This window comes from Pseudomonas nicosulfuronedens, from assembly GCF_005877905.1.
GTDB classification, from domain to species: Bacteria; Pseudomonadota; Gammaproteobacteria; order Pseudomonadales; family Pseudomonadaceae; genus Pseudomonas; species Pseudomonas nicosulfuronedens.
Window position 1 is genome coordinate 35,062 of sequence record NZ_SWDV01000012.1, and the last position, 14,333, is coordinate 49,394.

Here is a 14,333-nt window from a genome sequence, read left to right on the forward strand (position 1 = left end):
CCTACAGGTCTGCAGTCCGGGCTCTTCGTAGGAGCGAGCTTGCTCGCGAACGGCCTTTCAATCAGCGATAAAGCCGCTTCCCCTGCGCCTCCAGCACCAGCAGGCGCATGTCCGCCTCGGCCAGGATCGCTTCCTGGCCCAGGTGATCGACGCGCTTCCACGCCTTGATTTCCTCGCGACTGCGACCGCAACCCAGGCAAATGCCCTGTTCGAACTCGCAGACCTTGATGCACGGACTCTTCACGGACTTCCTCTCGCCTCGATGGGTGAACGTCAGTGGGCCTGCACAATGGACACCCGCTAACGGCCAAGGTCCAACTCGATTTTCCCATCGGCGCCATCGACGCGGGTTATCGAAGCGGGCAATCGAAGGGCGCGCGCCTTGCTAGAATCCGCCCTCCACGCTTTCCGGCTTCGCTGATGCTCGCCCTCAAGCTCACCCTGGTTCCGCTGTTCCTGCTATTGGTGTCCCTTGCCGGGCGCTGGTGGGGGCCGACCATCGCCGGCTGCCTGGCCGCCCTCCCGGCTATTGCCGGGCCCATCCTCTACCTGATCACCGTGGAGCACGGCCGCGAGTTTGGCGCCCGGACTGCGTTGCTGGCGCTGGCGGCAATCTTCGCCTCGGAGGCCTTCAACTTCGCCTATGCCTGGTTGTGCCGACGCTATCGTTGGCCTCTGGCACTGACCGGTTCCATGCTCGCCTGGCTGATAGCCGCCTGGGGACTGACGCAGATGCCCGCCCTGCCCTTCTGGGCGCTGATGGCTGCGGCGCTGGGCGCACTGACCAGTCAGCTGTTCATGCCTCGTGCTGAGCTTCCCGCCACGGTCGCTGCGCTGGGCCGCTTCGAACTGAGCCTGCGCATGCTGGCCGGTGCGCTGCTGACAGTAGCCGTCACCGCCCTCGCCGGCCGGGCCGGGCCAAGCTGGAGCGGTCTATTGGCGGTGTTCCCGCTGCTCTCCATCGTGCTCTGCGTGTCGTCGCAGCGCCTGCACGGCGCGGGCTTTGTCATCACCCTGCTGCGCGGCATGGTCACCGGGCGCCCGGCCTTCGCAGCCTTCTGCCTGTGGCTGGCATTGCGCCTGCCGGACAACGCCAGCCTGCCCAGCTTTGCCGAGGCGGCGTTGCTGGCGTTGCTGGCGTTGCTGGTTCAGGGCGCGATGCGCTGGTTGATCGGCTTGCACACCCGCAGGTCGGTAAAAGCCGCCTGACAGTAAAACGCCACGGCTGGGCCAGCCGTGGCGTTTTCGATTACAGCAGCGAGTAGCGTTTAGAGCAGCGTGAAGCTCTGCTCCTTCACGTTGTCCGAATCCAGGCCGACGTAGACCTTGAACTCGCCCGGCTCCGAGGCATAGCGCAGCTGGCTGTCGTAGAAGCGCAGGTCTTCTTCGCGGATCGGGAACTGCACCACCTTCGATTCGCCCGGCTGCAGCAGGATCTTGCTGAAGCCCTTGAGCTCCTTGACCGGACGGCTGATGGACGCGGCGACGTCGCGCAGGTAGAGCTGCACGGTGGTTTCGCCGGCGACCTTGCCGGTGTTCTTCACGGTCACACTGGCAGTCAGTTGGTCGCCCTTCTTCAGCTTGCTGCCCGACAGCTTCACGTCCGAGACGCTGAAGTCGGTGTAGCTCAGGCCGTAGCCGAAGGGGTACAGCGGGCCGTTCTCCGAATCGAAGTAGCGCGAGGTGTACTTGTTCGGGTGCTCGTGGTCGAACGGGCGGCCGGTGTTCAGGTGGTTGTAGTAGATCGGCACCTGGCCCACCGAGCGCGGGAAGGTCATGGTCAGCTTGCCCGACGGGTTGTAGTCGCCGAACAGCACGTCGGCGATGGCGTTGCCGCCCTCGGTGCCGCTGAACCAGGTCTCCAGCACGGCGTCGGCGTTGGCGCTTTCCCAGCGCAGGTCCATCGGCCGGCCGTTCATCAGCACCAGTACCAGCGGCTTGCCGGTGGCCTTGAGGGCCTTGAGCAGCTCGATCTGGCTCTGCGCGATATGCAGGTTGGTCTTGCTCGACGCCTCGTGGGCCATGCCCTGGGATTCGCCGACCACGGCCACCACCACGTCAGCCTGCTTCGCCTTCTCGACGGCCTCGTCGATCATGGCTTTCGGGCTGCGCGAGTCGACCTTCACGTCTTCGCTGTACTCGTTGAGGTATTTGACGATCTCCGGGTCGTCGGTGACGTTGGCGCCCTTGGCGTAGAGCAGCGCGGCATGGCCACGGGTGGCGGCGCCCATGCCTTCGAGCACGGTCACGGCCTGGAAGGCCTTGCCGGCGGCGGACCAGCTGCCCATCACGTCACGTTTGCTGTCGGCCAGCGGGCCGATCAGGGCGATCACGCCGTCACGCTTGAGCGGCAGCACGCCGCCTTCGTTCTTCAGCAGGACCATGCCCTTGCGCGCGATCTCGCGGGCGTCGGCGCGGTGCAGGCGCTCCTCGGCGTCGGTGTCCACCGGGTCCTTGCCCTGCAGGTAGCGGTACGGGTCCTGGAACAGGCCCATGTCCCACTTGGCGGCGAGCACGTCGCGGCAGGCACGGTCGATCTCGTCCTGGCTGATCAGCCCGGCCTTGAGCAGCTCGGGCATGTGCTTGCCGTAGAGGTCGTCGTTCATGTTCATTTCGACGCCGGCGTTGATCGCTGCCTGGGTGGCGTCGCGCTCGGTGGCCGCCACACCGTGCTTGATCAGCTCCAGCACCGCGCCGTGGTCGCTCAGGGTCAGGCCCTTGTAGCCCCACTGCTTGCGCAGCAGATCCTGCAGCAGCCACTTGTTGGCGGTGGCCGGCACACCGTTGATGCTGTTCAGCGAGACCATCACCGCGCCGGCACCGGCGTCGATGGCCGCACGGTACGGCGGCAGGTAGTCCTGGAACATGCGCTGCGGGCTCATGTCCACGGTGTTGTAGTCGCGGCCGCCTTCACCAGCACCGTACAGGGCGAAGTGCTTGACCCCGGCCATGATGGTTTCCGGCTGGTTCAGGCCCTTGCCCTGGTAGCCCTTGACCACCGCGGCGGCGACCTTGCTGGTCAGCCAGGCGTCTTCGCCGAAGCCTTCGGAGACACGGCCCCAGCGCGGATCGCGGGCGATGTCGACGGTGGGCGAATAGGTCAGGTTGAGGCCGTCGGCGCTGGCCTCGATGGCCGAGACGCGGGCGCTGCGCTCGATGGCGGCCAGGTCCCAGCTCGCCGCCAGGCCCAGGCCGATGGGGAACACGGTGCGGTGGCCGTGGACCACGTCATAGGCGAAGAACAGCGGGATCTTCAGGCGGCTCTTCATGGCCGCGTCCTGCAGGTCGCGGATGCCCGGGCGAACCACGGTATTGAACACCGCGCCGGTGGTGCCTTCGGCGATTTCCTTCAGCAGTACCGGCTTGGGATGGTCCGGCCCGACGCTGACCAGGCGCAGCTGGCCGATCTTTTCTTCCAGCGTCATGCGCTGCATCAGGCTGTCGAGGAAGGCCTCCTTCGACTGGCCGGCCAGCGGCACGGCGGGTGCGGCGGCAGGCGCCTGGGCGGCGGAAAGCGAAGCGCTGCTCAGGCCCAGCAGGAGGCCGAGCCAGCAGATACGGCTGATTGGAGTTCTTTTCATATGGGTACTCAGCAGCCTGCGCGAGGCGCCAGGCCACTGTGGAATGTTGTCGAGAGACGTCGTCAGGGCGGTTGATCGGGCGGCATCCCCGGGTGTTGCCGCCAGCGCCTTGCGAACGCGGCACATAAGGTCGTCGCGCCGAGGGCGGAAGTCAATCACCGAACGGCTGGAAAGCCTCGGTCAAATGCGCCAAAACCTGGGTTCAATGGTCGCGATTGCGCGCATTGAACTCCATTTCCTCGAGCATGGCTTCGCGCAGGGCGCGCTCTTCATCCCATTCGTCTTCCACCGGCGCGGTGGCCGGCGGTGCCGCGGCCGCTTCAGGCTCGGATTCCGTTTCGGGCTGGGCAGGTGCTTCGGTTTCGCCCTGCGGCTCAACCTCCGGCAGCGCATGAACGCCGCTGAAATCGGCGTCCACCCCGGTGTCTTCGTCGTCGCTCGGCGGGCGGTCGATCAGGTCGTCGAAATCGGTCTTCAGGCCCTGCTCCATCTCGTCCAGCTCGGCGAGCAGGCTGCGGAAACTGGTTTCCTCCTTCGGCTCCTCCGGCGGCGCGGGCTCCGGCTCCTCGCCGGCATCGCGCACGGCCTGGTCGGCCAGGGCCTGCAGGGACGGCGGAACGTAATCCTCGTCGTACTCCTCGGGGCTCGGCAGGCTGGCCACCGGTGCCATGTCCTCGAGGATCGGCTGCGGCTCGGGTTCCATCAGTTTCAGCTCGGCCAGCGGCGGCAGGTCTTCCAGGCTCTTGAGGTTGAAGTAGTCGAGGAAGGTGCGGGTGGTGGCGAGCATGGCGGGGCGGCCGGGGACTTCACGGTAACCGACGATGCGGATCCACTCGCGCTCCATCAGCGTCTTGACGATCTGGGTGTTCACCGCAACGCCGCGGATTTCCTCGATCTCGCCACGGGTGATGGGTTGGCGGTAGGCGATCAGCGCCAGGGTCTCCAGCAGCGCACGGGAATAGCGTTGCGGGCGCTCTTCCCAGAGCCGGCCAACCCAGGAGGCGAACTTCTCGCGCACCTGCAGGCGGTAGCCGGTGGCGACTTCCTTCAGCTCGAAGGCACGCCCGGAGCAGGACAGGCTCAGCACCGCCAGCGCATCGCGGAACTGCTGCGGCTCAGGGCGCTCGGCCTCCTCGAACAGCTCGCCGAGACGCTCCAGCGACATGGGCTTGCCGGCAGCCAGGAGGATGCCTTCGAGCAGGGTCGCCAGTTCTTGCGGGTCGGAGAGATTCATCGGGAAGCTCGGGTCAAGGGGAAGGATTGGCCGTTCAGGCGGGAAAGCTACTCAAAGCGAGGCGCCAGGGCAACGCTGGCGGATCAGAGTGGCTGGTCTTCCGGCTCGCCGTCGAGTTGTTCATCCAGGGCAGCCTCGCCCTCCGGGCCGTCGAAGTGCCCATCCTCGAAGGTCAGTTCGGCCGGCGGCTCCTCGCGCGGCTCGAAGACATCTTCGTCGCCCTCCTCCAGCACGTCTTCCGATGTTTCCCCGAAACGGGCGGCGCCTTCCTGCACTTCCGTGCGGGCGCGGACGTGGATGGGCGCAAAGGCTTCGTTCTGCACCAGCTCTACCAGCTGTTCCTTGACCAGCTCCAGCACCGCCATGAAGGTCACCACCACGCCCAGCTTGCCTTCCTCGACGCGGAACAGCGTGATGAAAGGCACGAAGCCCTCGCCCTTCAAGCGTTCGAGAATCTCGGTCATGCGCTCGCGGGTGGACAGCATCTCGCGGGTGACCTGATGGCTTTCGAACAGGTCGGCGCGGCGCAGCACCTCGGCCATGCACAGCATCAGCTCCTGCATGTCCACTTCCGGCAGCAGCCTGCGTGCCCGCGCATCCGGTGCAGCGACGGTGGGCACTACATAGTCGCGGCCCAGGCGCGGCAATTCGTCGAGGTCTTCGGCAGCCTTCTTGAAACGCTCGTACTCCTGCAGGCGACGGATCAGCTCGGCACGCGGGTCTTCCTCTTCTTCCTCGGACTCGGCCGAGCGAGGCAGCAGCATGCGCGACTTGATCTCGGCGAGCATGGCAGCCATTACCAGGTACTCGGCGGCCAGCTCCAGGCGCACCGACTTCATCAGCTCGACATAGCCCATGTACTGGCGGGTGATCTCCGCCACGGGGATGTCGAGGATGTTGATGTTCTGCTTGCGGATCAGGTAGAGCAGCAGGTCGAGCGGGCCTTCGAAGGCTTCGAGGAAGACCTCCAGGGCGTCCGGCGGGATGTACAGGTCCTGCGGCATCTCCGTCAGGGCCTCGCCGTAGACGAGCGCCAGCTGTACCGGCACCTGGTATTCAGGGGCGGCGGAGGGGGCTTCCGGCTCGGTCAGGTCACTCATCGGCCACTCGTCAGGCGCTGGGGTTCGAAGGCGGCATTATCCCTGCTTTTGCCGGCAGCGGGAGAGGCTTTTGGCGCAAGGGATGGACGGGGTCGCATCCCGCTGCACGAAAGGTTCTTCTGTAGGAGCGAGCTTGCTCGCGAACAGGCCCCGGCAGCGGAGCCGGGTTCGCGAGCAAGCTCGCTCCTACAAAACTCAGCGCTCAACGGTAGGAAAGCCCCATGGCATGGCGTACCTCCACCAGCGTCTCCCGCGCGGCCTCGCGGGCTCGCTCGGCGCCTTCGGCGAGGATGCTGCGCACCAGTTCGGGGTTGTCCTCATAATCCAGCGCGCGCTCCTGAATCGGCACCAGTTCGTGGAGGATCGATTCGATCAGCGGTCGCTTGCAGTCGAGGCAGCCGATCCCGGCGCTGCGGCAGCCTTCCTGCACCCATTGGCGGCAGCCGTCGTCGGAGTAGATCAGGTGCCACTGCCACACCGGGCAACGCTCCGGATCGCCCGGATCGCGGCGGTGCACGCGCGCCGGGTCAGTGGGCATGCGCGCAATCTTCTCCTCGATTACCGCGGGGCTGTCGCGCAGGGCAATGGTGTTGTGGTGCGACTTGGACATCTTCTGCCCGTCCAGCCCCGGCATCCTCGGCGCGTGGCTGGTGAGGGTCTGCGGCTCGGGCAGCAGCACCCGGCTGCTGCCTTCGAGGTAACCGAACAGCCGGTCGCGGTCGCCCAGGGTCAGGCTCTGCTGCTCCATGAGCAGCGCACGTGCGGTTTCCAGCGCCTCAGCGTCGCCCTGCTCCTGCCAGGCGCGGCGCAGGCTGCTGTAGAGCTTGCCGGTCTTCTTGCCCAGGCGGGCGATGGCGGTCTGGGCACGGTCCTCGAAGTCCACCTCGCCGCCGTACAGGTGATTGAAGCGGCGGGCGATCTCGCGGGTGAATTCGACGTGGGCGAACTGATCCGAGCCCACCGGCACCAGGCCGGCACGGTAGATCAGGATGTCAGCAGCCTGCAGCAGCGGGTAACCGAGGAAGCCGAAGGTCGAGAGGTCCTTGTGGCTGAGCTTCTCCTGCAGCTCCTTGTACGTCGGCACGCGCTCCAGCCAGGACAGCGGGCAGATCATCGACAGCAACAAGTGCAGCTCGGCATGCTCGGGCACCTGGGACTGGATGAACATCGTCGCGGCGCTGGGACTGACACCCACCGCCAACCAGTCGATGGCCATGTCGCGCACGTGCTGGCGAATGCTCGCGGTCTCGTCGTACTCGGTGGTCAGGGCGTGCCAGTCGACGATGGAGAAGTAGCATTCGTACTCGTGCTGCAATTTCACCCAGCTCTGCAGCACGCCATGGTAATGCCCCAGGTGCAGGCGCCCGGTGGGGCGCATGCCGGACAGCACACGGCGCAGGGATTCGACGCTGGTCAAGCGGTCAACCTCGCGGGTTCGGCGATGGGACGAGGGAGTATAGCCAGCACTCCGGGCGTGTTCAGGCGTTGACCATGAAGGGTTCCGGGTCGCCGCAGCCGACGCGCACGACCACCGGGTCTTCGTCGGTCAGGGCGATCACGGTGGAGGCCTCGCCGCCGCCAAAACCGCCGTCGATGATCAGGTCGACCAGGTGTTCCAGCGAATCGCGCATTTCGTACGGATCGTTCAGCGGCTCGCTCTGGCCGGGCAGGATCAGGCTGACGCTCATCAGCGGCTCACCCAGTTCCTCCAGCAGCGCCAGGGCGATCGGGCAGGCCGGCACGCGCAGGCCGATGGTGCGGCGCTTGGGGTGCAGCAGCATGCGCGGCACTTCACGGGTGGCATTGAGGATGAAGGTGTAGGGGCCGGGCGTGTGCGCCTTGAGCAGGCGGAACAGGCCGGTGTCGACCTTGGCGTAGAGGCCGAGCTCGGACAGATCGCGGCAGACCAGGGTGAAATTGTGCTTGTCGTCCAGCCGGCGGATGTGGCGGATGCGTTCCACGGCAGACTTCTCGCCGATGCGGCAACCCAGCGCGTAGGACGAGTCGGTGGGATAGACGATCACCCCACCCTGGCGGACGATCTCCACGGCCTGCTTGATCAGGCGCGCCTGGGGATTTTCCGGGTGGATCTGAAAGAACTGGCTCATGGAGTCTCCTTGATCCCGATGGCGTTCTCGGCGCTGGCGAAGCGCGGCCAGAGCGGCGGCAGGTCTTCCGGCACGCTCCGGTAAAGGCCCAGCTCCGACCAGTCGCTAGGGCCGTGGAAGTCGCTGCCGGCAGTGACCATCAGGCCGAATTCGCGGACGAGGATGCTCAGCACGCCGACCTGCTCGGCCGGCTGCGGGCCGTTGCAGACCTCCAGCGCATGGCCGCCTGCGGCGATGAAGTCGGCCACCAGCTTGCGCCGTTTGGTACGGGTGAAGTCGTACTGGTAGGGATGCGCCAGGCTGATCCAGGCGCCCGCCGCGCGCAGCGTGCCGACGGCGTCGGAGAGGCTTGGCCAGTGCTGCTTGACGTCGCCCAGCTTGCCGGCGCCCAGCCACTTGCGGAAGGCCTCGGCGCGGTCCTTGACGTAGCCCTGGCGCAAAAGGAACTCGGCGAAGTGCGGGCGTGCCGGGGCGTTCTCGCTGTCGCCCAGTTCGGCCTGGATCGCCCGCGCGCCCTCGAAGGCGCCGGGCATCCCCTTGGCCTCCAGGCGCCTGCCGATTTCCTCGGCGCGGGTCCAGCGGGCACGGTGCAGGTCGTCCAGCGCCTTCACCAGCGGCTCGGCCGTCACGTCGAAACCGTAGCCCAGCACATGAATGGTCGCCCCGCCCCAGGTGCAGGACACCTCGACGCCGTCTACCAGCTCCATGCCCAGCGCCTGCGCGGCGCGACGCGCCTCGGGCAGGCCGTCAAGGGTGTCGTGGTCGGTCAGCGCCAGCACGCGCACGCCGCGCCCATGGGCACGCTCGACCAGGGCCGTCGGGCTGAGCTGTCCGTCGGACGCGGTGCTGTGGCAGTGCAGATCGACTCGCATGGGGCTTCCAGGGAATACAGGGGGTGGCTTGGTGTCGGAATGGATTTCTGTCGGGATAGCTTTCTGTATAGACGCTTCTGTGCCAACGCTCCCGCGGCAATGGATTGAAACCATGATCTGACGCAGCGTTGGGCGGATGGCTCTTTCAGTTCATCCGCAGGTTGGTATTATGCCGGCTCTACTGGGCTCTGGCTGCCGTAATGAAGCAATTCATCGATTTCATTCCCCTGATTCTCTTCTTCATCGTCTACAAGATGGCTCCGGCGGAGGTGCAGTTCGCTGGCCATACCTTCGAGCCGATCTACACCGCAACCGCCATGCTGATCGCCTCCTCAATCGTGGTCTACGGCGCGCTGCTGGTCATCCAACGCAGGCTTGATAAGGCACAATGGCTGACCTTTGGCGCCTGCCTCGTGTTCGGTGGCCTAACTCTCGCCCTCCACCAGGACGCCATTCTCAAGTGGAAGGCGCCGGTGGTGAACTGGCTGTTCGCCCTGGCCTTTGCCGGCAGCCACTTCGTCGGTGACCGCCCGTTGATCCAGCGCATCATGGGCCACGCGGTGCACCTGACCGATTCCCTCTGGGCGAAGCTGAATATCGCCTGGGTAGTGTTCTTCCTGATTTGCGGGTTTGCCCAGCTGTACGTCGCTTTCACCTTCCCTAGCATCTGGGTGGACTTCAAATTATTTGGCAGCCTGGGCATGACCCTGCTGTTCCTGATCGGCCAGGGCGTGTTCCTGGCCCGCCACATGCACGATGAACCTACCGGCGAAAAACCCAAGGACTGACATGCTCTACGCGATCATTGCCCGTGATATCACCGCTTCCCAAGAACGCCGCCTGGCCGCCCGTCCCGCGCACATCGCACGCCTGGAGCAGCTGAAGGAAGAAGGCCGCCTGGTACTGGCCGGCCCGCACCCGGCCATCGACAGCAACGACCCGGGCGCCGCCGGCTTCACCGGCAGCCTGATCGTCGCTGAGTTCGACTCCCTGGCTGCCGCACAAGCCTGGGCCGACGCCGACCCGTACCGCGCCGCCGGCGTCTATGCCGAAGTCGTGGTCAAGCCGTTCAAGAAAGTCCTGCCCTAACAGCGCGCGAGCGTTGCACCCCGAGGCACGGAGCGCCACGGGGCATCGCAGCCGGACAGCGCCGGGATGGCCATGGACGGCGGCACATCATCGAACAAGGAGTCCCGATGCGCCGTTTGCCCCTGCTCGCCTGCCTCGCCCTGCCACTGCCTGCCCTCGCCGAAGAGCCCGTCACGGAGCAACCGGCGCAAAGCGCTGTCCAACCTTCAGCGCAACCGCCGGCCGCCAATCCTGACCTGGAGCAGCGCCTGGCCGAAAGCGAACGGCAGCGTGCCGAACTGGCCGCCCAACTGGCCAACCCGGATAACAGCCAGGACGAAGCCCGCATCGCCCGCCTCACCCAGGAAAACCAGCGCTTGAAGCTGCAACTGCGCGAGGCCCAGGCCAACCAGCCGCCGCGCCTGCTCAGCGAGCAGCAGACCTGGTACGTGACCGGTGCCGGCACCGCCCTGCTGGCGTTCGTCCTGGGTATGCTGAGCCGTGGCCGCCGCCGCTCGCGCCGCGAATGGATCAACTGAAAGAAGCCTCTTCATGAGTGAACTGCTGCTGATCGACGACGACGTCGAACTCTGCGAACTGCTGACCACCTGGCTGACCCAGGAAGGCTTCAGCATCCGCGCCGCCCACGATGGTGCGCAGGCCCGCGCCGCGCTGGGCAGCCGCGCGCCGGACGCGGTCGTGCTCGACGTCATGCTGCCCGACGGCAGCGGCCTGGAACTGCTCAAGTCGCTGCGCAGCGACCACCCGGACCTGCCGGTGCTGATGCTCTCCGCCCGTGGCGAGCCGCTGGACCGCATCCTCGGCCTGGAACTGGGCGCCGACGACTACCTGGCCAAGCCCTGCGACCCCCGCGAGCTGACCGCTCGCCTGCGCGCCGTGCTACGCCGCATCCACCCGGCTCAACCCGCCGCGCAACTGGAACTGGGCGACCTGGCGCTGAACCTGTCGCGCGGCGTGGCCACCATCGGTGCTGAAGAAATCAGCCTGACCCTTTCCGAAAGCCGCATCCTCGAGGCCCTGCTGCGCCAGCCGGGAGAGCCGCTGGACAAACAGGCGCTGGCGCAGCTCGCACTGGGCCGCAAGCTGACCCTGTACGACCGCAGCCTGGACATGCACGTCAGCAACCTGCGCAAGAAGCTCGGCAGCCACCCCGACGGCCGCCCGCGCATCCTCGCCCTGCGCGGGCGCGGCTACTTCTACGCCGCCTGAACCTTCACCATCAAGAACGCCCGGACCGCTCTGGTCCGGGCTTCGTAAAGATTCCAGCAGGGCTTCACGTAATCTTTACCGAAGCTTTACGTGGGACTGACCGCCCTTGACCTTGCCGACCCTAGACTGGGCTCATCCGGTAACGACCGGCCCCTGAAAGGAGAAACACCATGCGCAAGACCCTGACCGCCCTGCTGATCGCCGCCGCCCTGCCGACTGTCGCGCTGGCGGCCACTCCCGCGCCGACCGACGCTCCGCCGCCGGCCCCGTTCATGAAAGACCATGGCCCGGGCATGCACGGCCAGCGTGGCGACCACGGCGGCCCGTTCCGCGAACTGAACCTGACCCAGGACCAGCGCCAGCAGATCGGCAAGCTGATGGGCGACTCGATGAAAGATCGCCGCGCCATCACCGAGAAATACTGGAACAAGCTGCCCGAGGCCGACCGCAAGGCCATGCAGGAAGAGCTCAAGGCCAACCACGACAAGACCGACGCCAGCGTCCGCGGCCTCCTCACTCCCGAGCAGCAGAAGAAGTTCGACGAGCTGAAGAAGCAGCGTGAACAACGCAAGGCCGAATGGGCCGAGTTCCAGACCTGGAAGGCCCAGAAGGACGGCGCCAAGACCAACTGATCGCTCCAGGCAGTGCAGGCGCCGGGTTCTTACCCGGCGCCTTGCCGTGGAGCGCCTGACAACGGATAGACCATGCGGCTGAACAGGAAGACCATGCGTTCACTCTTCTGGCGGATCCTCGCCGCCTTCTGGCTCGCGCTGTTGCTGGTGGCCGGACTGTCGATCCTGCTGGGCCGCGCCCTGAACCAGGACACCTGGGTCATCGCCCGTTATCCAGGGCTGCACGACATTGCCAAGCAATGGACCCTGCTCTACGAAACCAAGGGTCCGGATGCAGCACAACAGCTGCTGGAAAGTCGTCGACAGCAGTACGAGCTATCGGTGCAGGTGCTCGACGAAACCGGCCAGCGCCTGGTCAACGGCACCTACCTGCCGCGCCCACCGCGTCCACGCGACAACAACTTCGACCGCGAGAACATGCCGCGTTTCCCCTGGCGTCAGCTGAGCCAGGAGTACACCAGCAGCCGCACTGACCAGACCTACCTGTTCATCTACCGAATCCCCCATCCGACGCTGCAGGCCTGGCACCGCAGCAGCCTGCTGTGGCCGCTGAGCGCCCTGGGTATCGCGCTGGTGGTACTGACCGTGTTCAGCCTGCTGCTGACGCTGTCCATCACCCGCCCGCTGAACCGCCTGCGCCGCGCCGTACATGACCTCGGCCAGACCAGTTATCAACAGGACAGCCTCGCCCGCCTCGCCCGCCGAGGCGACGAACTGGGCGTGCTGGCCCGCGACTTCAACCGCATGGGCGCCCGTCTGCAAGGGTTGATTGGCAGCCAGCGCCAGCTGCTGCGCGATGTGTCCCATGAACTGCGCTCACCGCTGGCACGCCTGCGCATCGCCCTGGCGCTGGCCGAGCGTGCCGGTCCCGAGCAGCGCGCCGCCATGTGGCCGCGCCTGGAGCAGGAGTGCGACCGTCTGGAAGCGCTGATCGGCGAAATCCTCGCCCTCGCCCGCCTCGACGCCGAGCCCGGCCCGACCAGCCGCATCGACCTGCTGCCGCTGTTCGAGCGCCTGCGCAACGACGCGCAACTGCTTTACCCGGAACAGGACATCCAGCTCGACATCGCCCCGCAACTGGCCCTCGACGGCTGGCCGGACATGCTCGAACGCGCCCTCGACAACCTGCTGCGCAACGGCCTGCGTTTCAACCCGGCGGAGCAGCCGCTGGAAGTACAGGCGCGGATCGACGGCGAACGCCTGCACATCAGCGTGCGCGACCACGGCCCCGGCGCCAGCGAGGAACACCTGGCGCAACTGGGCGAACCCTTCTTCCGCGCTCCCAACCAGAGCAGCCCCGGCCATGGCCTGGGCCTGGCGATTGCCCGACGCGCCATCGAGCGCCACCACGGACGGCTGCGCCTGAGCAACCATCCCGAGGGTGGATTCGTCGCCAGCATCGACCTGCCGCTGCGCCGCCAGGGCGCCTGAACCGAGCGCATTTTCGGAGAGCCACCATGAGCCTACCCGCCTTCGCTACCCCGATTCCCGCCCTGCAACGGCCGCTGCCGCCGGCTGCCCTGCTGCGCAGCGAACCCTACGACGATCCGCAGTACCTGGTGCTGGCGGTGGAACTGGCGCGCCTCGCCACGCAATGGCGCGCACGCTGGCCGGGCCTGCGCCTGAGCCTGCCGCAAAGCGGCACCTGGCCACTGGAAAGCTGGCCGGATGCGCTGGGCGAAGCGTTGGACGCCGTGCTGGAAGGGGCGCTGGCGCGCCATCCGCATGCTGCGTTGGAGCTGTCGCTCAGTTCAGCACGCGGTGAGCTGCGTCTGGATCTGCAAGGCTACGACCCACAGGCGCGGGCCTGGCTGCCGGAAGCCCTGCCTGCAGCGCGACGCCTGGCCGCCTGGCAGGGCGGGCACCTGCTCTGGCGCGCCCCACGTCCTGGCAAGCATGGCGGCTGGAAGGTTCGCCTGGAACTGCCGCTCAGCCCCGCCAGGCGCTGACGAATTCGGCCGGGTCCAACGGCGCCGGGCGGCGCAGTTCGCCAATCGGCGTCCCGAGGTAGATGAAACCGACGATGCGCTCGTTCTCGGCCAGGCCCAGGCCTTCGCGCACCAGCGGATCGAACGCCATGGCGCCGGTCCGCCACATCGCTCCCAATCCTTCGACGTAGGCCGCCTGGATGATGCCGTGGGCGGCGCAACCCGCCGCCAGCCACTGCTCGATTTCCGGCACCTTGGGGTGATCCTGCAGACGCGCTACGGCCACCACCAGCAACGGCGCGCGCAGCGGCATGGCGCGAGCCTTGTCCAGCGCCTCGGGCTTGCCGTCCGGCTCATTCGCCGCCACGGCGCGGGCGAACAGCTCTCCCAGCGCCTTGCGCGCCTCGCCTTCCACGGTGAGGAAGCGCCAGGGGCGCAGTTGCCCGTGGTCCGGGGCGCGCAAGGCGCTGCGGAACAGGCGGTCCAGCTGCTCGGCAGACGGTGCCGGCTCGCTCAGGCGAGCATGGGACACACGGTTGAGCAACGCGTCGAGAGCCTCCATGGGCTGCCTCCAGTCAAT

The 14,333-nt window shown here is 66.8% G+C and carries 15 protein-coding genes and 1 pseudogene; 8 read left to right on the top strand and 8 right to left on the bottom strand.

Features of this window, described 5'->3' with window-relative positions:
- Positions 1-61: 61 nt before the first annotated feature.
- Complete coding sequence (locus FAS41_RS12005) at positions 62-244, bottom strand: DUF1289 domain-containing protein (protein WP_138522465.1); 183 nt, start codon at positions 242-244, stop codon at positions 62-64.
- A 176-nt stretch (positions 245-420) separates the two neighbouring features.
- Between FAS41_RS12005 and FAS41_RS12010 the strand changes: the two genes are divergently transcribed.
- A complete protein-coding gene (locus FAS41_RS12010) occupies positions 421-1,209 on the top strand; it encodes a hypothetical protein (RefSeq protein ID WP_138522467.1) in 789 nt (262 codons plus the stop codon).
- Positions 1,210-1,268: 59 nt separating this feature from the next.
- Here FAS41_RS12010 and bglX read toward each other — a convergent pair whose 3' ends face one another.
- From bglX to FAS41_RS12040, 6 genes and pseudogenes are all read right to left on the bottom strand, one after another.
- A complete protein-coding gene (bglX, locus tag FAS41_RS12015) occupies positions 1,269-3,566 on the bottom strand; it encodes a beta-glucosidase BglX (protein ID WP_246084867.1) in 2,298 nt (765 codons plus the stop codon).
- Positions 3,567-3,783: 217 nt separating this feature from the next.
- Positions 3,784-4,815 carry an SMC-Scp complex subunit ScpB gene (scpB, locus tag FAS41_RS12020; RefSeq protein ID WP_138522471.1) on the bottom strand — a complete coding sequence of 344 codons (1,032 nt, stop codon included), beginning with the start codon at positions 4,813-4,815 and terminating at the stop codon, positions 3,784-3,786.
- A 212-nt stretch (positions 4,816-5,027) separates the two neighbouring features.
- Positions 5,028-5,786 (bottom strand): annotated as a pseudogene (locus tag FAS41_RS12025) (segregation and condensation protein A); the annotation flags it as partial.
- A gap of 331 nt (positions 5,787-6,117) precedes the next feature.
- Positions 6,118-7,332 carry a tryptophan--tRNA ligase gene (locus tag FAS41_RS12030; protein ID WP_138522475.1) on the bottom strand — a complete coding sequence of 405 codons (1,215 nt, stop codon included), beginning with the start codon at positions 7,330-7,332 and terminating at the stop codon, positions 6,118-6,120.
- A 61-nt stretch (positions 7,333-7,393) separates the two neighbouring features.
- On the bottom strand, positions 7,394-8,023 hold the full coding sequence (locus FAS41_RS12035; RefSeq protein WP_138522477.1) for an L-threonylcarbamoyladenylate synthase: 630 nt from the start codon (positions 8,021-8,023) through the stop codon (positions 7,394-7,396).
- On the bottom strand, positions 8,020-8,895 hold the full coding sequence (locus tag FAS41_RS12040) for a PHP domain-containing protein (RefSeq protein ID WP_138522479.1): 876 nt from the start codon (positions 8,893-8,895) through the stop codon (positions 8,020-8,022). The genes FAS41_RS12035 and FAS41_RS12040 overlap by 4 nt, the downstream gene beginning before the upstream one ends.
- A gap of 200 nt (positions 8,896-9,095) precedes the next feature.
- On the opposite strand from FAS41_RS12040, the gene FAS41_RS12045 reads away from it, so the two are divergent.
- The 7 genes from FAS41_RS12045 (at position 9,096) to FAS41_RS12075 (ending at position 13,774) form a co-directional block, all read left to right on the top strand.
- Entirely contained in the window at positions 9,096-9,683 is a 588-nt protein-coding gene (locus FAS41_RS12045; RefSeq protein ID WP_138522481.1) for a septation protein A, read from the top strand.
- Between the two features lies 1 nt (position 9,684).
- A complete protein-coding gene (locus FAS41_RS12050; RefSeq protein WP_037011035.1) occupies positions 9,685-9,984 on the top strand; it encodes a YciI family protein in 300 nt (99 codons plus the stop codon).
- Between the two features lie 107 nt (positions 9,985-10,091).
- Positions 10,092-10,502, top strand: a complete 411-nt coding sequence (locus FAS41_RS12055; protein WP_138522483.1) for an SH3 domain-containing protein — start codon at positions 10,092-10,094, stop codon at positions 10,500-10,502.
- 13 nt (positions 10,503-10,515) lie between these two features.
- Positions 10,516-11,193: a response regulator transcription factor gene (locus FAS41_RS12060; protein ID WP_138522485.1), complete on the top strand. Its 678-nt coding sequence runs from the start codon at positions 10,516-10,518 to the stop codon at positions 11,191-11,193.
- A gap of 170 nt (positions 11,194-11,363) precedes the next feature.
- Positions 11,364-11,825, top strand: a complete 462-nt coding sequence (locus tag FAS41_RS12065; RefSeq protein ID WP_138522487.1) for a Spy/CpxP family protein refolding chaperone — start codon at positions 11,364-11,366, stop codon at positions 11,823-11,825.
- A gap of 93 nt (positions 11,826-11,918) precedes the next feature.
- Positions 11,919-13,256 carry a sensor histidine kinase gene (locus tag FAS41_RS12070; RefSeq protein ID WP_138522489.1) on the top strand — a complete coding sequence of 446 codons (1,338 nt, stop codon included), beginning with the start codon at positions 11,919-11,921 and terminating at the stop codon, positions 13,254-13,256.
- A gap of 26 nt (positions 13,257-13,282) precedes the next feature.
- Positions 13,283-13,774, top strand: coding sequence for a hypothetical protein (locus FAS41_RS12075; protein ID WP_138522491.1), 492 nt, complete (start codon positions 13,283-13,285; stop codon positions 13,772-13,774).
- Here the strand turns inward: FAS41_RS12075 and FAS41_RS12080 are convergent.
- Positions 13,755-14,315, bottom strand: coding sequence for a nitroreductase family protein (locus tag FAS41_RS12080; RefSeq protein WP_138522492.1), 561 nt, complete (start codon positions 14,313-14,315; stop codon positions 13,755-13,757). The two genes, FAS41_RS12075 and FAS41_RS12080, sit on opposite strands and share 20 nt — an antisense overlap.
- Between the last annotated feature and the right edge of the window lie 18 nt (positions 14,316-14,333).